Raw genomic sequence first — 18048 nt, forward strand, 5'->3', positions numbered from 1 at the left:
TCATGGTCGGTTGGTTATCCTGGATAAAAGCAACACAATCATGTCTGTGCTGGGATTTAATTCGGATCATGAGCAACGAGCGAATTATAACATTGACCAAAAGGATTGGATTGAGGGCATTTTCAGTGGCACCCATGGATCCAATTGGGATGAAGATGGAAACCTCTATATTCAGGATTGGAATATTTCCGGCCGGATAATTAAACTGATAAGGGTCAGAAATTAGTCGCAATAAATCCCCTTCTTTTTAACCTGTTCCCAATTTAGTTTCTCCTCCCTATTCCGTAATTCGATTTGAGGAGGTCGAACATGAAAACACTTTTATTGGGCAGAATTCTGCCATTACTTATTTTCATCAGCTGTGGTCAGCCACCAGTAGTTGAACCCGCCGATCCGCAGATGAAACTGGTATCCACATTTGATGTTGCACTCGATAAAGAAACCCAATCCAAACTGGAGTCCCAGTTTGATGCAATCTTGAATCCCCAGAATTTAAATGACTGGATGAAGCATATGTCATCTAAGCCACACCATGTTGGTTCCCCGTGGAGTAAGCAAAATGCAGAATTCATCGCTCAGAAATTTGATGAATGGGGTTTTGAAACTGAAATTGAAATATTTGATGTCATGGTGCCTTTCCCCAAGATTCGGAAACTGGAATTGGTGGCGCCAAATAAAGTATCACTCAAATTGAAAGAACCGGAACTAAAAGAAGATGCCACATCAGGGATTACAAAAGATCTTCTCCCTGCATTCAACGCCTTTTCTGCCGATGGTAATGTAACGGCTGAGCTGGTTTATGTGAATTATGGTATCCCTGGTGACTATGAAGAACTGGAACGTAGAGGTATTGACGTAAAAGGAAAAATTGTTCTCGCAAGGTATGGCGGTTCCTGGCGGGGAATTAAACCCAAAGTAGCTTATGAACATGGCGCCATCGGTTGTATTATTTTTTCCGATCCAAAAGATGATGGCTATGGTCGCGGTGATGTTTATCCTAAAGGTCCTTTTAGGATGGAACATGGGATTCAGCGGGGCTCCGTTTTGGATATGCCCATGTATCCCGGTGATCCATTAACTCCGGGTTATGGTGCCAAGCCTGATGTGGAACGGCTTACGGTTGAAGAAGCACCTACGATTATGAAAATTCCTGTCATGCCTATTTCTTATGGGGATGCGCTACCTCTATTGAAAGCATTAGAAGGTCCGGTAGCACCTGCTCAATGGCGTGGCGGATTGCCGGTCACATATCATATTGGGCCGGGACCGGCAAAAGTTAATCTTCACCTAGAATTCGATTGGAGTCTGCGCCGTGCTTATAATCCTGTGGCCAAAATGAAAGGATCGGTTTATCCCGATGAATGGATTATGCGTGGCAACCACCACGATGGTTGGGCACAAGGCGCTTCTGATCCTATCAGTGGAATGGTGTCACTTATGGAAGAAGCACGTGCCATAGGTGAACTGGTCAAAACAGGCTGGCGCCCAAAACGGACATTAGTTTATGCCGGTTGGGATGCAGAAGAACCGGCCCTTTTGGGTTCGTCCGAATGGGTTGAATATCACCGGGATGAAATAAAGGAAAAAATGGTAACCTATATTAATACAGATGGCACTGGTGTTGGCTTTCTCGGTGTGGGCGGTTCTCACTCACTGGAAAAATTTGTGAATGAAGTTGCTTCAGATGTCAATGATCCAGTTCAGGGTGTGACCTTGCAGGAACGTAATCGTGCGCGTCTCAGGGTCAGCGGTAATAAAGATGCTGAACGAGAAGATTTACGAATATATCCATTGGGATCAGGTTCAGACTATACGGCATTTATTCATCATGCCGGCGTACCGGCCCTAAATATTGGTTTCGGTGGTGAAAGCAGTGGTGGGTCATATCACTCCATTTTTGATTCCTATGACCATTATACCCGTTTCAATGATGGTGATTTCAAATACGGAACAACTTTGGCCAAAGTAAATGGACGCCTGGTATTGCGTCTTTCAGAAGCGGATATTTTACCTTTTCGATTTGTGAATATGGTGGAAAATATCGGTTCGTTTATTGAAAGTAATAAAAAGCTGGCAGAAGAAGTGGCAAAGAAAACGGAAAAACGAAATAAACTTTTGGATCAGGAAGCATATACTATTGCGGGGAATCCGAAAAAAACTTATCTGCCGCCGAAACGGCTGGATGAAGTTCCCGACTTTGATTTTGGGCCTTTAGAAGCGGCCCATGGTCGTCTTGAATCCAGCGCCTGGAAATATGAAATAGCTTTAGCTAATATAAAGAAAGGCTCATTATCCGCTGGCCAAAAATCCCAAGTCAATCAATTCCTTCGGGAAGTAGAACAGGCCATGACTCGTGGCGATGGATTGCCTAGAAGGGATTGGTTCAAGAATATGATCTATGCCCCTGGTTTTTATACGGGATATGGCGTAAAGACACTTCCGGGAATTCGTGAGGGACTAGAAGAACGGAAATGGGAGGAAGTGCATACTTATATTGGTGAAGTGGCAAAAGCGCTGGATCGTGCTTCTGCTAAAATCAATGCAGCGGCTAAAATTCTTGAAGGGGCATAATTAACAATTACATCCGTGCCTTCAAACGAATATAAAAAAATCTGTGTCATTCCGCATCGTGCGGGACTCAGTATGACAAGGGTGGGTGGTTGAGAAAAACAATTGAAAGTGGATAAGTGATAAAGAAAATAATATTAACAATACTCATCCTTAGTGCGGCTATTTTCGCTGGGGAGCCAAAATCAGTAAATGCCACCCGGAAATGGGTGAAGAAAAATGGCCATACTATCATTAAGGATTTTGCCCATCTGCTCTCCATGCCAAACGTTGCTTCAGATAAAGCCAACATCCGCAAGAATGCGAAATACATTAGCGGTTTATTTCAAAAACGGGGCTTTGAGATGCAACTGTTGGAGACAGAAGATGCGAATCCCATTGTTTATGGTGAATACAAAGTACCGGGAGCAACACGGACGCTCTGTTTTTATGTCCACTATGATGGTCAGCCGGTGGATTTAACCCAATGGAAACATGGCCCTTTTGACCCTGTTCTCTATAATGCATCTATGGATGCTGGTGGTAAACAAATTCCGTTGCCAGGGGAAAGAACCAAAATCGATCCGGAGTGGCGGCTTTATGCCCGCTCCGCCGGGGATGACAAAGCGCCTATTATGACAATCCTCAATGCGGTGGATGCGCTTCAATCTTCGAAAATTGGTTTCACCTCAAACATTAAATTATTTTTTGAAGGTGAAGAGGAAGCTGGTTCCACAAACCTGGAAGCACATCTGGTGAAACATAGGGCATTATTGGATGATATTGATATTTGGCTCTTTTGTGACGGACCAATGCACCAAAGCCGTCAACCCCAATTGGTGTTTGGCGTTCGTGGTGTAACGGGTATGGAAGTGACCGTTTATGGGGCTAAGCGATCGTTACACAGCGGACATTATGGTAACTGGGCGCCAGTGCCAGGGCAATCCCTAGCACACCTAATTGCATCCCTGAAGGCTGGAAATGGAAAAGTATTGGTGGATGGATTTTATGATTCAGTAGAACCATTATCTGAATTTGAACGAATGGAATTGAGCAAGATTCCCGATGTGGATGTTCAATTAAAAAAGGAATTAGGTTTGGCTTTCACTGAAGGTAATGGTCGCTCCATCAATGAGCGATTGTTGTTGCCATCACTCACAATCAAAGGGTTAGCCAGTGGAAATGTGGGGAAAAAAGCCCGAAATGTAATTCCGAATACTGCCACGGCAGCAATTGGTGTTCGCTTGGTTAAAGGAAACGACCCGATGGATATGCTGGATAAAGTGGAAACGCATATTCGTAGCCAAGGCTTTCACATTGTTTATGATGAACCAGATATGGCGACACGGCGGAAATATCCAAAGATAGCTAAGGTGGTTCGCCGAGGCTCAGGGTATATCGCATCCCGAACATCCATGGAAGAATCCAACGCCAAAGCAATCATTAATGCGGTTAGGGCATTTGTGGGGGATAAACTTATTCTAATGCCGGCACTGGGCGGATCCCTGCCATTATATTTATTTACAGATTTACTTCAAAAACCGGCCATAATTGTGCCTATAGCAAACCATGATAATAATCAGCATGCCTCCAATGAGAATCTCAGGATTGCCAATCTTTGGTACGGGATAGACCTCATGGGTGTTATTATGACAATGCCCGATTCATGATTCGTATTATTCCATTATTTATTAGTCTGGCCTTCAGTCAGTCCATTTCATTACAAAAAATGGATAGTGGCGTGGAAGCGTCCTTTCGGGGACTATCGGTAGTAAATCAAAAAGTGGTTTGGGTCAGCGGAACGGGCGGTACTGTTTTACGCACAGTTAATGGAGGAGAATCATGGAAAAATGTTTCAGTCCCAAATATGGAAAAGACCGATTTTAGGGATGTTGAAGGATTTGATAAAAATACCGCCATTGTTATGGGAATTGCCTCTCCTGCTCGATTTTATAAAACTACCGATGGGGGCCAAAACTGGAATCTTGTTCACTACGATAATCGTGAAGGTGTGTTTTATGATGGCATGTCATTCTGGAATAGGAAAAATGGAATATCATTTAGTGATCCTATCGACGGCCATCACTTGCTCATTCGAACCACGGATGGGGGTGAGTCGTGGCAGGAAATTCCAAAGGATGGATTCCCCAAAAAGCTTGATCCTGAATTTGGTTTTGCCGCCAGTGGAACGGGCATTCCCGTTCAAGGCCGACAAACTGTTTGGTTGGGGATGGGTGGTAAAAAGTCTCGTGTTTTTAAAAGTGAAGATGGTGGTTTGAATTGGTATGCAACCGAAACACCAGTAGTTCATGGCGGCCAAAGTACGGGCATTTATTCTATGGCCTTTAAAAATAAAAAAGTCGGTATTGCTGTGGGTGGTGATTACATTAATCAGTCCGTAAAAAATACCATGGCATACACGAATGACGGCGGTGCAACTTGGCACCTTCCTGAAAAACAAACCCATCAATACCGTGAATGTGTAGCCCATTACCGCGGCAATATATTTTTTGCTGTGGGGCCATCGGGCTTTGATATGACAACCGATAATGGAAAAAACTGGCATCCCCATTATTGGGAGGTGAAAGACTTGACTGCTGTGGCCTTTGCAAAGGGAAGCAGCATTGGTTATGTGGTAGGGAAAAAGGGTCAAATCTATAAAATAAAAGTAGGGCATTAATGGAACAAAAATCAGCTTTAGTACTAGGTGCTTCCGGTTTGATCGGTTCTGAAGTTCTGACTTTATGTCTGGAATCAGAAATGTATAATAAGGTGATTGCACCTGTCCGTAGGCCATTATTAATTGATCATGAAAAACTGTTTGAAAAGGTGATCGATTTTGACATGCCGCCATGGGAGGATTTATTCCCCGTGGATCATGTATATTGTTGTTTGGGCACCACTATCAAGATGGCAGGGAGCAAATCAAATTTCCGAAAAGTCGATCATGATTATCCCTTGGCCTTTGGAGGGGCAGCCAGAAAATGGAATGCATCGGTTTTCAGTATTGTTACCGCAGCCGGCTCAAACGCCAATTCCAAAATATTTTACAATAGGGTAAAGGGTGAACTTGAATTAAACCTGAAATCATTGGCATTAAAATCAACACTCATTTTTCAACCTTCATTACTGATGGGTGATCGAAAGGAAATTAGAAGGGGAGAAAAGATGGTCATAGGTGTGGCAAAATTAACTTCTTGGATGATACCCCGTTCCTTTCGGGCAATTCACAGCAAAACTGTAGCAAAATCAATGGTTGCGGAATCCTGTTCAAGAAGAGCGGGATTTAACATTATTTCAAATAAAACTATGTATAACAATGGATAAAGGGAGCACCATGATAAAACGTATGATAATTGTTTATTTTTCAGGATTTTTGCTGTTGTCGGCACAATCACTCACCATTGATCCGAGTGTGTATAAAATATTAGATGATATTAGCGCGAACCAGTTGGAAACATCCGTGACAAAACTGGTTAATTTTGGTACGCGCCATTCATTATCGGATACCGTATCTAACACTAGGGGAATTGGCGCTGCCCGGCGGTGGATCAAAAATGAATTTGAGAAAATTTCAAATGATTGTGGTGGTTGTCTGGAAGTGGAAGAACAATGGTCTTTAGCTAAAGGGAATCCCAAATCACGTATTAAAAAAGATACATGGATCGTCAATATTTATGCAGTGAAACGGGGCACAATATATCCCAATAGATATGTAATCATGAGTGGTGATATAGATTCGAGAATATCTGACCCGTTGGATGGAAAAGGCGATTCCCCCGGGGCCAACGATAATGCTACAGGCATGGCGGGAGCCATCGAACTGGCACGGGTGTTGTCGAAACATGATTTTCCCACAAGCATAATTTTGGCGGGACTTTCCGGAGAAGAACAGGGATTGTTCGGTGGAAAGTTTTTAGCGGAAAAAGCAATAACTGAAGGCTGGGAGATTATCGGTGTTTTGAATAATGATATGATTGGTAATATCGAAGGGGTGGATGGTGTTATTGATAACCGCACTTTCCGTATTTTTTCTGAACCATATTCAATTTTAGAGACAGAAAAACAGTTAAAGCAAAAACGATTTTACGGCGGTGAGAATGATGGTGAATCCCGCCAGTTGGCGCGGCATGTTTATGCCACCACGAAAACCTATTTACCAGAAATGAATCCCATGTTGATCTATCGTTTGGATCGCTTTGGCCGGGGCGGTCACCACCGCCCATTTAATGAAGTGGGATTTCCCGGTATTCGGATTATGGAAGCACACGAGAATTATAATCGCCAACATCAGGATATTCGTACAGAGAATGGGATTAAATACGGCGATGTTTTTGAAGGCGTGAATTTTGATTATTGTGCCAAACTGACCGCCGTGAATGCAGCCGCTTTGGTGACTTTAGCAATGGCGCCGTCGAAGCCCAATAATGTAAAGATTGGCGGTGTGGTTAAACCATCCACAGTTTTATCATGGGACAAAGTAGATGGTGCTGCCGGTTACAAACTTTACTGGCGGGATACCACCGCACCCACTTGGCAACATTCAAAACTCGTTGGTGCCGATGTAACCAAACACACCTTAAAAGGCATCGTCATTGACAATTATTTATTCGGCGTAGCCGCTGTGGGTCAAGATGGTCATGAAAGTATGGTTGCTTATCCCGGTGGATTAATCGGCAGGTAGTAATTGAATCGAATTCTGAAATGGACTATCGTCCTCATATTTATTTTATTTGCTATGGTCAATTTGAATGATGCCGATGGATTTGTTTGGGTGCCCATTTATATAGCCGTGGCAGTGTTGCCTCTTATACAAAAAGTAGATCAATCCTATTTGAATCAATTTGCCGTTGTCCTGTTTGTTGTCGGTGCATTAGTCGCCACGGGCATATTAAATAATGTTATGCCCCAACAAGTGGATGATCGCATGGTAAATATGTGGGAACACCAGCGCGAAGGGCTCGGGTTGATTCTCGCTAGTATATGGTTGTGGCTTGGGCGAAGGCTGAAGTAGGATTTCAATATTTTATTGATAAATATCATATAATCATATAAATTGATTATATGATAAATAGGGATTTAGACTAATGTTACTTAAAAAAACTGTTACAGAACTAGCCCGTGATTTCTCTCATTTTGTAAATCGTGTGGCATACAAACATGATTCGATAATTCTTCTGAGGGGGAAAAAAGAGGTGGCAGAGCTACGACCTATTGTGTCAGGGTTACCAATATCGGATTTCGCAAATCTAATGGATTCCCTGCCCCATCTTTCTGAGCCGGAACTGGAAGCCTTTTCAACAGATCTTAAAGTAGTAAGAGATTCAATGAATGATGAACCGGTCAGAGATCCATGGGCATCCTGATTGATTCAAATATAATAATTGATTGTGAACGGAATAAACTGGATGCATCCAGTTTATTTTCTGAATCTTTAAGTAGGGAGGAATTATTTATTTCTGTTATCACAGTGAGTGAATTGCTCCATGGTGTATATCGAGGAAAGACATCTGCCCAAATAAATCAAAGGTCTGCATTCGTTGAAAAAATTATAGACGCTATCAAAGCGATTGATATTGACGTGCAAGTTGCAAGAACCCATGCACGACTTTCATCAGAGTTAATTCAATCCGGGACTAAAATAGGATCGGCCGATACTTGGATTGCTGCAACGTGTATTTCCCATGGTTTACAATTATGCACTCGCGATCTTAAAGCATTTAGTCAAATTGAGGGTCTCTCTCTCTATTCTATTTATTAAATTAAAATCGTCAAACGTCTATCTCGTGTATTTCGGGTTGAATTTTTCAGGTTAAATTCACCATCAATTTTTAAAAGAATCGAGGAAACTGTGAAACATTTAATTTTGATTTCCACCTTATTATTGAGTGCCTGTATGCAAAATTCAACACCACCAGACGTTACCAAAAAACACCATAAAATGACCGAACACGGCCACACCCGAGTAGATGATTATTACTGGATGCGCCTCACAGATGAACAGAAATCCGCTGAGAAAAAAGATAGCCACACCCAAGAAGTGGTGGACTATATCGAGGCAGAAAATGACTATACCGAAAGTCGTTTGAAGCATACCAAAAAATTTCAAGAAAAGCTTTTTAATGAAATTGTTGGTCGAATTAAAAAGGATGATGAATCTGTACCCTATTTTGATAATGGCTACTTCTATTATACCCGTTACGAAAAGGGAAAAGAATATGCAATTCACTGTCGCAAAAAAGGTTCTTTGGGTAGTGTCGAAGAAATTTTGTTGGATGAAAATGTTTTGGCCAAAGGTCACGATTATTTTGCTGTGGGCGGCATGGATGTGAGTCCCGATAACCAATGGATATCTTATGGCGTGGACTTAGTGAGTCGCCGGATTTACACCATCTATTTTAAGAATTTACTCACTGGCAATGTGCTGGAGCAGACCATTCCCAATGCAACCGGAAATGTAGCATGGGCCAACGATAATAAGACTGTTTTTTATACATCCAAAAATGAAGTGACTTTGCTCTCCGAAATGATTTGGCGACACAAAGTAGGAACAGATTCAGCCAAAGATGAAATGGTATATGAAGAAAAAGATGAATCATTTTATAATGGTGTTTATCGTTCTAAATCCGGGGAATTCATCATTATTTATAATAGCAGTACCCTGGTGAGTGATTACCATATTTTGTCTGCCAATAAACCGGGTGGTGATTTTCAAAATTTCTCACCCCGTGGTTCAGAACATGAATATAGCATCGATCATTACCAGGATAAATTTTTTATCATCACGAATTGGAAGGCCAAGAATAATCGTCTAATGGAGACGTCAGAAGATGCTACCGACATGGCCAATTGGAAAGAAGTGATCGCCCATCGCGGTGATGTGCACCTCCTTGGGATGGAAATATTTAAAGATCACCTAGTATTGAATGAACGAAAGGATGGTCTTCGCGGTTTGCGGGTGATTAACCAGAAATCAGGGAAAGATGAAAATATCGATTTTGGTGAGCAGACCTATACCGCTCGCATTTCTGTAAATGAGGAATTTAATACCAATATTCTACGTTATGGATATTCCTCCATGGTGACACCCAGTTCCACTTATGATTATAATATGGATACAGGTGAATTAACCTTAATGAAACAGCAAGAAGTTGTAGGTGGTTATGATCAAGCGTTATATAATTCAGAACGGCATTATGCGTTAGGACGTGATGGTCAACCAATTCCAATCTCTCTAGTTTATAAAACAGATCTAAAAAATGATCCAACCTTGACTCAACAGGGTGTTCCAAGTAATCCACAAAACGTATTGCTGTATGCCTATGGTTCTTATGGTGCTACCATGGATCCCTATTTTAGTTCGACTCGATTAAGTTTATTGGATCGAGGATTTATTTTTGCAATTGCCCATGTACGGGGTAGTCAGATTTATGGGCGAAAATCCTATGATGATGGAAAAATGCTGAATAAGAAAAATACATTTACTGATTTTATAGATGTGGGTAAATATTTGATTAAAGAAGGATTGGCCGATTCCGATCATCTATTTGCTGAAGGTGGTAGTGCGGGAGGACTCTTGATCGGTGCCGTGGTGAACATGGCTCCGGAATTATGGAAAGGTGCCATCGCGGCAGTGCCATTCGTTGATGTGGTAACCACCATGCTGGATGCATCCATTCCATTGACTTCCAACGAATGGGATGAATGGGGCAATCCTGCCGAAAAGAAATATTATGATTATATGCTTTCTTACTCGCCCTACGATCAATTAAAAGATCAAACTTATCCAAATATGCTGGTAACCTCCGGATTCTTTGATTCTCAAGTTCAATACTGGGAGCCACTAAAATATGTGGCGAAACTTCGGGACCATTGGAAAGGTGACAATGATCTTTATCTTCACATGAATATGGATGCGGGCCACGGTGGTAAATCTGGGCGATTTCGTCGGTATCGAGAAGTGGCGTTGGAATATGCCTTTATGTTTGATTTGGCCGGGGTGAAGGAATAGATTTTTGGTTTGGGATTAAATCCTCACAAATCGTTAATCTGCTTCCACCCTCCTAAAGGACGGTGTATTGAAAAAAAACACACTCGAGTTTTAACCCATTAAAACTTTCCATTATTTATTGGGGGAGAAATCGTTTTTTTAAGAATTCAGCCAATTTGGTTATAACTAAATTTTGGTGTAATATTACCTGCTATGAGATTTAAAACCATCCTCATTGGACTCACATTGGTTTCATCCCTTGCACTGCAGGGATGTTATACCCAGTTGGCCATGTTCTATCCCGATCCGGAAGTTGAACAAGATGAAGATGGACAATTTTATGAAACCTATTCCCGGGCGCCTCGCCGTCCCAACTTAGGTATTTATGCTCAGGATGGGGGCAATGGAAATTCCTTAGCTTATTCCACGATGCAAAATCGGTTTAATCCTTTTTTCGGATATTCGAATTATAATAATGGCTATGGCAATTATTATGGCGGTGGCTATGGTAATGATTATGGCTATGGGTACAATCCCTATGGTTACAATTATAACCTGGGCGGTTATACCCTTTTTATTCCCGTCACAGATTCAAAAGAATTGCGGGCATTCAACAAAGAGCGTTCTCGCCAACATCAAACCAATTTGAAAACAACCCGCACCAGTTCATCTTCTGCCTGGCAGAGTTCAAGCTCGTCGCGTAACAGTTCATCCATATCATCTACACGTTCATCCGGAAGTAGTTCTTCTGGCAGTTCATCAAGCAGTTCAAGTTCGTCTTCTGGTGGCCGTCGTGCCACGCGTCGCAATTAAATCAATCTAACTAAAGGGCGCTTTGATGAAAAGCACGACCCGATTAATCTTTCCTGTTTTATTTTTCTTTTCGATTCTCCAATCCCAATCTGCCGCTGAGGCAATCCACTTATTAGAAAATGAAATGGGTTTTGGCGCTCGTTCCATGGGAATGGGTGGTGGAACTACTGCATTGGGGGATGATCCATCGGGAATGTATTGGAATCCGGCGGGGTTGACAGGGATTCGAAATGGAATGTTTTACGTTGAAACCAACAATCTGAATTATAATAACAACACAACATATATAAACGAAACTTCCCAAAACCCAATCCAGAAATTTGGCCAATTCAATGGATTCGGGATTGTTTATCCAGTGCCAACTGTGCGGGGAAGTATGGTCATTGCTATAGGTTACAATCGGATTCTTAATTATGATTCATTCATGTCATTCTCCGGTTTTAGTCTGGAGGATAATACATTGGATTTCCCCATCACTGTGGATGGAAAAGAAGAATATTATCCTTTTTCAAAAAATGTTCAGCGCAGTGAACGAGCTATCAGCAGCGGCGGTATGGAACAATTGACTTTTTCTTTCGGGATTGCACTGTCGCCTACAGTATCCGGTGGCATTTCAATTTCGAGTATTACAGGTCGGGAAGATTATGAATTCAAATTTTCACAGGAAGATCTGCAAAATAGCTATGTCACATTTCCCGCTGATTTTAAGAAATACGATCTTGTTCAATCATTAATCACCAAAACAAAAGGGTGGAATATCCGTGGCGGGTTGACTGGAATCCTGAATGAATGGGTGCGATTTGGTATGGCTTTATCCCTGCCATATACGATGGAGGTGAAAGAAAATCATGGTACTGACGAAGTACTCATTTTTGATAATGGAGAATCTAGTGATGCAAATTTAAGCGGGTATTATGATTATAAGGTGAGAGTCCCCATGATATACGATGCAGGGTTTGCAATTACAATTGAGTCCTTGGCAATTTCGACTAGTTTACGGTATAAGAATTGGGGAAACACACAATTTAAACTGAATGATTTGGCTGCGGATTCCGAGGATTATGCATTACTTCAGGAGGAAAATTCTGTTTTATCATTTCAATATCGTTCTGTTATGCAATTACGTGTAGGGATAGAATATCTATGGGAATTTTCAGATTCATTTGGTATCACTCTCCGTGGAGGCGGTGGATTAATTCCTTCGCCCGATGGCGAAAGTAAAGTGGATCAAAGTTATTATACTTTTGGGGTGGGGGTTCCATTAGGGAACTCCATGATTATGGATGTAGCCTATATTAAATCCCAATGGGAAAAGAATTCCAGTGATTGGTACACACCATCCGGTGCAATCGAAGTTGTACATTCCGGGCGCTTGCTTGTGAATTTTTCTTATTTATTTTAAATCCAATTAATGATGGAATTCCATTTGGATTTCGTCCATTCTCTCGGCTAATTTTTCGGGCCTTTTTTGGCATCAATTTTTTAAGTTGGCTCGGTAGCTCAGTTGGTAGAGCAGAGGACTGAAAATCCTTGTGTCGGCGGTTCAATTCCGTCCCGAGCCACAAAACAAAATACCCCCGCAGGAAGCGGGGGTATTTTGTTTTGTGTTGGTAATGGAATCTGACTGGTAAGACCTCGGCGATTCTATTTATATACGCCGACCAATCTAGATTAAAGAGTTACTGTTATTTTTGTGGGGGTGGAACTATGTGTCCACCCGGTTTAATGTAAAAATATATTCGCCCTTTTCTTTGACGCAAAGAAAAGAGCTGGAAAAGAAACAGCCGCTGTGAAAATATTCAATGGATCTCTGATTTTTCAGGAATGAATTGAAACTCGTCCCGCAATATTTTATTCGGAACTCAAACACCAATTCATTCTAATCTTCAAAATTCATCAATCCTGATTATTGAATATTCTCAAGGCGGCAAATCTCGCCAATTAAAAATATCGTTCCGCCGAAGGAACGTAGGCTGAGTGTCCAAAATCAACATTTATATTTTATCTAAAAATCTCATCATTGATAAAGTATTTATATGCATGCAAAATATATATTGTTAACAATAATGATAATAATGTATATTTATCCCATGCTAAAGAAAACAACCATAAAAGACCAAAATAATTGGATAACAATGGATAATGTGGTGCGGGAAAGGTTCATCTCATCTCCATCGGCCCGGGTTTACTTGGCGCGACAAACCAAATCGGGCCATCTTGTTCGGTTAAAGAATAATCTTTATATCACCAGCGGGGAGTGGGATGGCGCCACGTGGAATGACCAGTTGCGAATGGCCAACCGCATTCAAGTGCCATCTTATATTTCACTGTTAACCGCTTTGGCTTATTATGATGTTTCATCCCAAATACCGGCCCAGCGGATTGAATCTATCGCCCGAACTCGAACCTATACCAAAACAATCCAGACTGTGGAATTTGCCTTTATTAAAATAAACCGTGCCTATTACAATGGTTTCATACGTAAAGAAGGTATTTTTTTTGCAACGCCTGAAAAAGCATTGGCCGACGCCATTTATCTCTGCTCATTAGGGAAATATGCCTTGGATCTCTATGCCTTGGATTTGAATAAAATAAATACTGAATTACTGGAATCAGCACTGTCATCATTTCCTAAAAAAACACAAAACTGGTGGAGAAAACATGAATTTATTTGAGCAGCATGAACAATTTGAAATGTCAGTTTTAGATGAATTACAAAGTGCCAGAATTCTTGAAAAACTTGTTTTTGGTGGTGGCACAATGCTGCGGCTATGCCATGAACTTAATCGCTATTCGGTGGATCTTGATTTTTACTTGAAAAAGGAATCGGACCAAAAAACGATTGGAGAAAAAATAAAAACACATTTGGGGGAATCCTTGGAGATTCGGGATTATGCAAATAAGAGAAATACAATTTTAGTGGAAGTTTCATCGCTACAGTACCCACGAAAACTGAAGATCGAGATCAATACCAATAACCGCTATACAGATGTGGTCCAATCGATTGCTTGGTCGTCCCACGCCAATATCCAAGTATTGGTCACAGCCATTACGCTACCCAAAATGATGGACCTGAAGATTAATGCGCTGTTGGACCGAAAAGAGATTCGGGATGCCTTTGATATTGAATTTCTCATTCGCAGGGGAATCAGCTTGAAGCTATCTCAAAAAAAGATCAGCGAAATAAAAAAGGTATTGGATGGATTCAAACCAATGGATTTTAAAGTTAAACTGGGATCCATCTTAACAGGGGAATACCGGGACTATTATAATGAAAGTGGGTTTGCATTTCTTTTGGGCCATTTGAATAGTATGGAAAATCAGCAAAGGTGAGTGGGGATTCTATTCTACCTGTTCCGATAGACGCGCCTAACCGGCTTTATAAAAGGGCGTCCCGTTCAAAATTCTTTTATGTGAGCATCTAAAAAATAGCTTGAATAATATGGTGTATAAAATATACATTATAATAAGAATTGACATAAAATTATGAACCGAACACAAATATATATTACACCTGAAGAAGAATCGACCTTAAAGAAACTTTCTAAACAAACTGGCAAATCCAAAAGTGAACTGATTCGTAGCGCAATCGACCAATATCTAGAAGTGGAATGTGAAAGCAACTGGAAGAATAAGATCATTGATAGTGCGGGCATTTGGAAAGGCAGAAAAGATCTCCCCGATTTTGAGGAGATTAGACGCAGTTTGGATCGAGAATGAGTGCTTGCCTGCTTGATACTAATATACTCATTGATTTTTTGAGAGGTAGAGAAAAGGCCATCATTTTCATTAAGAGGATGAAAATACAACCGGTTATTTCTGCTTTGACGGTGGCAGAATTATTTGCCGGAGTGAAGGGTAAAAGGGAGTCAATAGCTGTCCATAATTTAATTGATGCTTGTGAGGTGATTCCCGTGAATGAAGAGATTGCCGAAGAGGGGGGGAATATTAAAAACAGATTTCAAAAAAGCCACCAGATTGGTTTAGCGGATGCATTGATCGCCGCTACAGCAAATATATTAAAATTAGAATTGGTAACGTTGAACCAAAAACATTTCCCCATGATCAAAAAATTGGTTAAACCTTATTAGGATAAAAAAGGATTTAAAATGACTGTGCGCCTTGCAAATCTTAACACGATGGAAAAAGAGTGGATGAAAGGTGAATAAGGTGGTTTTTATTTAGGTTGTATACAAATATATACGGATATCAAGGAAAACTAGAAAATTCATCAATCCTAGTTATTGAATATTCTCAAGGCGACATCTCCATTATATAGTGCACTGTCCCGGCAAGACAACTTATCTTTTTATTTACTTTAGATTTTTATAAAACTTTTAACCCACAATCGGTTAAATAATTGTAATTACTATTATAATATTCCGGAATTCTCGTGTAATCGTTTGGGTCGCCTTCAGGAATCCAAAATACCATTCCTTCCCGTGCTCGGGTCATTAAGACACGGTATTTATTTAAGATAAATTGTTTTTTGTCTGAAGAATGAACATTTTGCCATTTTGTCCCAACGAATCTGTGAAAAGCCCATTCTTGTCCTTTACGGCGTAAATCTGCGCCCCAGCACATTAGTATCCAATCTAGTTCCAAACCTTGAATTCCGAATTCTGTCACAGGGAGTTCTAAGTAAGAACTTGATCTGATATCGTATTTGGAGTTTAAAAACCATTTTGGGACATCAATATCAAGGGTAACATCTAACCCATAGGGGCGCAATCTTCTTGCACCTGAACTTGCAATGATACCACATTTTCGAAGACCACGTGTATTGTCTTTTAAAAATGATTTTGCCTGCGAAAAAGACCTTGTTATAAAAATTGGATATTCTGATAAGTATTTTAAAGAAATATATTTTGCTTCATCAGAATTCCCTTTAAGAGTAGCCTCAACCCAATCTGCAATTTTTTCAGATCTGAAAGATCTAATATCTATGTTTAAGTGTAATTCGTCTACCTTTTTTACATTAATGTTTTTTGGTATTTCCGACTCGAATAAATTATAATCTCCCTCTTTTAGCATTTGAGGAGAAATAAATATATCCCAGTGATTAAAGGATTCTAATAATGTACGTCCCCATTCTGGCAATCCTCCTTCTCCATCATTTATTTCTTGACCATTACCAATTAACCCGACAAATACTGACCAATCTTTTTGTCTATCCATAATTTGTAATAGTAATTCTGGTTCGGAAATATCTCGTTTAAATTTTCTATATGATTGTTTTTTATTCCATGCTCTTTGAGCTTCATCAAAAATAACAATTTTATCAGGAGGTTTTTTATTGTTGTTATAGTAAGTGTCTAAAAATAAATGAATATTATGTACAAAAGTTTGAACTTCTCTTCTTGATTCTTTTAGCGGAGATTTTGTTCGTTTATGATGATCTCTTGCCAATGCTTCTTGAAGTACTTTCACTAATGGACCATTGCCGGAGAGAAATACACCCAATTCATTATTACTTTGGTTATTATGGACAACATTTAATCCTGCTAATGTTTTTCCGGCACCTGGAATTCCCGTTATGAAACATATCACTTTTTTGTTATTCTCAATAGCATAGTCTATTGCATTTGTTACTGCATCAAAAGTGTCAGATAAATTTTTGATGTTGGCGTGTGATCGAGAAATCTCCCTAACATTTTGCCCCGCATATAATACCTGAGCAGCTTCAATAATAGTTGGAGTGGGATTATAAAGTGCATTATCCCATTTTAAGAAATTAATAGACTTATTAGATTTAATTTTATTTAAAATGGTTAATATAACATTAGAACAGTTCTTTGAATTCGCAATACATACTTTTTGGACTAATTCCTTTTTATTGAATTGAAAAATTCTAAATTCACTATTATCTTCCATAGTTAATAATATGGGTAATATGTTTTTACTTTTTGACCCTTTGTGAAAGTCTCGAAGATCGAGAGCATAGTCTTCTATTTGGTCTATATCAGCTTTTTCAGGTTTGTCATATTTATATTTGAATTCAATAGGTAAAATCAGCCCCTTAATAATTAGAACAATATCTATTCTTTTACCTCTTCTTGGAATTGGAAATTCAAATATTATTCCCGAATCTTCCAACGATTTATCTATTGTAATTAGTTCAGTACAAATTGATTTAAGAATATTTATTTGCTCTTGCCAAACGTCTGTTTGACTTTGCAACTGAGAATAGAATCCGGCTTTCTGCGCGCCGATAGTTAATTCTCCAACTATTTGTTTAGAATTTCTTTTTGTAAAATCAGAAAAATTATCTTTATAAAAACCAGGCATATAATTTTAAGTAAGTGAAACTATTACTATGTTCGTTTAAAAAAATCACTCATAGATATATTAAGTGCATTTACAATCTTTGTTAAAGTGGAAATTGTTGGAGATTTTTCATCTCTCTCAAGGGCGCCTATGTATGTTCGGTGGAGATTACATTTTTCAGCTAATTCTTCCTGGGAAAGTTTTGCTTTTTTTCGAAGTGAACGGAGTGTTTTACCTATAGCCATAATTGAATCATTTTGATGACTAAAGCTATCATTCATTTACAGTCCTGTCTACAGCCTAAAGATAGCATTTTGTTAAATATGGCTTAGTCCTGACAACCATTTGAATCTTTTTGTGTCTATAGTTGTAATTAACCAATAACAAATGGAGTTAAAAATGAAATACACAACACAATCACTCAAGTTGGA

18 protein-coding genes and 1 tRNA gene are annotated in these 18048 nt (G+C 39.9%); 17 read left to right on the forward strand and 2 right to left on the reverse strand.

All coding sequences use genetic code 11. From position 1 onward, the window contains the following. The 17 genes from HN459_04135 to HN459_04215 form a co-directional block, all read left to right on the forward strand. The coding region (locus HN459_04135; protein MBT3478633.1) for a 6-bladed beta-propeller at positions 1-226 on the forward strand (226 nt) is incomplete at its 5' end. An 83-nt stretch (positions 227-309) separates the two neighbouring features. Beyond that, entirely contained in the window at positions 310-2571 is a 2262-nt protein-coding gene (locus HN459_04140) for a M28 family peptidase (GenBank protein ID MBT3478634.1), read from the forward strand. A 116-nt stretch (positions 2572-2687) separates the two neighbouring features. Further along, positions 2688-4217: a M20/M25/M40 family metallo-hydrolase gene (locus tag HN459_04145; GenBank protein MBT3478635.1), complete on the forward strand. Its 1530-nt coding sequence runs from the start codon at positions 2688-2690 to the stop codon at positions 4215-4217. Further along, positions 4214-5227, forward strand: a complete 1014-nt coding sequence (locus HN459_04150) for an oxidoreductase (protein ID MBT3478636.1) — start codon at positions 4214-4216, stop codon at positions 5225-5227. The genes HN459_04145 and HN459_04150 overlap by 4 nt, the downstream gene beginning before the upstream one ends. Next, complete coding sequence (locus HN459_04155) at positions 5227-5874, forward strand: oxidoreductase (GenBank protein ID MBT3478637.1); 648 nt, start codon at positions 5227-5229, stop codon at positions 5872-5874. Before HN459_04150 ends, HN459_04155 begins: the two co-directional genes overlap by 1 nt. Before the next feature lie 10 nt (positions 5875-5884). Continuing rightward, positions 5885-7231, forward strand: coding sequence for a M28 family peptidase (locus HN459_04160; GenBank protein MBT3478638.1), 1347 nt, complete (start codon positions 5885-5887; stop codon positions 7229-7231). Positions 7232-7234: 3 nt separating this feature from the next. After that, positions 7235-7561 (forward strand): hypothetical protein, encoded by a 327-nt coding sequence (locus tag HN459_04165; protein MBT3478639.1) that lies wholly within the window; start codon positions 7235-7237, stop codon positions 7559-7561. A gap of 73 nt (positions 7562-7634) precedes the next feature. Then, entirely contained in the window at positions 7635-7913 is a 279-nt protein-coding gene (locus HN459_04170; protein MBT3478640.1) for a hypothetical protein, read from the forward strand. After that, positions 7901-8308: a PIN domain-containing protein gene (locus HN459_04175; GenBank protein MBT3478641.1), complete on the forward strand. Its 408-nt coding sequence runs from the start codon at positions 7901-7903 to the stop codon at positions 8306-8308. Before HN459_04170 ends, HN459_04175 begins: the two co-directional genes overlap by 13 nt. 135 nt (positions 8309-8443) lie before the next feature. After that, on the forward strand, positions 8444-10558 hold the full coding sequence (locus HN459_04180) for a S9 family peptidase (GenBank protein MBT3478642.1): 2115 nt from the start codon (positions 8444-8446) through the stop codon (positions 10556-10558). A 192-nt stretch (positions 10559-10750) separates the two neighbouring features. Next, the gene (locus HN459_04185) at positions 10751-11350 is read left to right on the forward strand and encodes a hypothetical protein (protein MBT3478643.1); all 600 of its coding nucleotides are present in this window, start codon (positions 10751-10753) and stop codon (positions 11348-11350) included. A 25-nt stretch (positions 11351-11375) separates the two neighbouring features. Next, positions 11376-12752: a hypothetical protein gene (locus HN459_04190; protein ID MBT3478644.1), complete on the forward strand. Its 1377-nt coding sequence runs from the start codon at positions 11376-11378 to the stop codon at positions 12750-12752. 87 nt (positions 12753-12839) lie between these two features. Next, a tRNA-Phe gene (locus HN459_04195) sits at positions 12840-12912 on the forward strand. 513 nt (positions 12913-13425) lie between these two features. Further along, positions 13426-14025, forward strand: a complete 600-nt coding sequence (locus tag HN459_04200; protein ID MBT3478645.1) for a hypothetical protein — start codon at positions 13426-13428, stop codon at positions 14023-14025. After that, on the forward strand, positions 14012-14683 hold the full coding sequence (locus HN459_04205) for a nucleotidyl transferase AbiEii/AbiGii toxin family protein (GenBank protein ID MBT3478646.1): 672 nt from the start codon (positions 14012-14014) through the stop codon (positions 14681-14683). The genes HN459_04200 and HN459_04205 overlap by 14 nt, the downstream gene beginning before the upstream one ends. A gap of 153 nt (positions 14684-14836) precedes the next feature. Then, positions 14837-15070 carry a CopG family transcriptional regulator gene (locus tag HN459_04210; protein ID MBT3478647.1) on the forward strand — a complete coding sequence of 78 codons (234 nt, stop codon included), beginning with the start codon at positions 14837-14839 and terminating at the stop codon, positions 15068-15070. 38 nt (positions 15071-15108) lie between these two features. Continuing rightward, positions 15109-15441, forward strand: coding sequence for a type II toxin-antitoxin system VapC family toxin (locus HN459_04215; GenBank protein ID MBT3478648.1), 333 nt, complete (start codon positions 15109-15111; stop codon positions 15439-15441). Positions 15442-15676: 235 nt separating this feature from the next. Here HN459_04215 and HN459_04220 read toward each other — a convergent pair whose 3' ends face one another. Further along, positions 15677-17638 carry a DUF2075 domain-containing protein gene (locus HN459_04220; protein ID MBT3478649.1) on the reverse strand — a complete coding sequence of 654 codons (1962 nt, stop codon included), beginning with the start codon at positions 17636-17638 and terminating at the stop codon, positions 15677-15679. Between the two features lie 26 nt (positions 17639-17664). Continuing rightward, positions 17665-17862 (reverse strand): helix-turn-helix transcriptional regulator, encoded by a 198-nt coding sequence (locus HN459_04225; protein MBT3478650.1) that lies wholly within the window; start codon positions 17860-17862, stop codon positions 17665-17667. Positions 17863-18048: the final 186 nt, after the last annotated feature.

The organism is Candidatus Neomarinimicrobiota bacterium (assembly GCA_018647265.1).
In the GTDB taxonomy this organism is placed as follows: Bacteria; Fidelibacterota; Marinisomatia; order Marinisomatales; family TCS55; genus TCS55.

Bases quoted from the DNA above. Each gene is read 5' to 3' on its own strand.
- HN459_04170 (MBT3478640.1), top strand. From the start codon at position 7,635: ATGTTACTTAAAAAAACTGTTACAGAACTAGCCCGTGATTTCTCTCAT.
- HN459_04140 (MBT3478634.1), top strand. From the start codon at position 310: ATGAAAACACTTTTATTGGGCAGAATTCTGCCATTACTTATTTTCATC.
- HN459_04155 (MBT3478637.1), top strand. From the start codon at position 5,227: ATGGAACAAAAATCAGCTTTAGTACTAGGTGCTTCCGGTTTGATCGGT.
- HN459_04225 (MBT3478650.1), bottom strand. From the start codon at position 17,862: ATGGCTATAGGTAAAACACTCCGTTCACTTCGAAAAAAAGCAAAACTT.
- HN459_04180 (MBT3478642.1), top strand. From the start codon at position 8,444: ATGCAAAATTCAACACCACCAGACGTTACCAAAAAACACCATAAAATG.
- HN459_04210 (MBT3478647.1), top strand. From the start codon at position 14,837: ATGAACCGAACACAAATATATATTACACCTGAAGAAGAATCGACCTTA.
- HN459_04190 (MBT3478644.1), top strand. From the start codon at position 11,376: ATGAAAAGCACGACCCGATTAATCTTTCCTGTTTTATTTTTCTTTTCG.
- HN459_04150 (MBT3478636.1), top strand. From the start codon at position 4,214: ATGATTCGTATTATTCCATTATTTATTAGTCTGGCCTTCAGTCAGTCC.
- HN459_04220 (MBT3478649.1), bottom strand. From the start codon at position 17,638: ATGCCTGGTTTTTATAAAGATAATTTTTCTGATTTTACAAAAAGAAAT.
- HN459_04200 (MBT3478645.1), top strand. From the start codon at position 13,426: ATGTATATTTATCCCATGCTAAAGAAAACAACCATAAAAGACCAAAAT.
- HN459_04160 (MBT3478638.1), top strand. From the start codon at position 5,885: ATGATAAAACGTATGATAATTGTTTATTTTTCAGGATTTTTGCTGTTG.
- HN459_04185 (MBT3478643.1), top strand. From the start codon at position 10,751: ATGAGATTTAAAACCATCCTCATTGGACTCACATTGGTTTCATCCCTT.
- HN459_04175 (MBT3478641.1), top strand. From the start codon at position 7,901: ATGGGCATCCTGATTGATTCAAATATAATAATTGATTGTGAACGGAAT.
- HN459_04205 (MBT3478646.1), top strand. From the start codon at position 14,012: ATGAATTTATTTGAGCAGCATGAACAATTTGAAATGTCAGTTTTAGAT.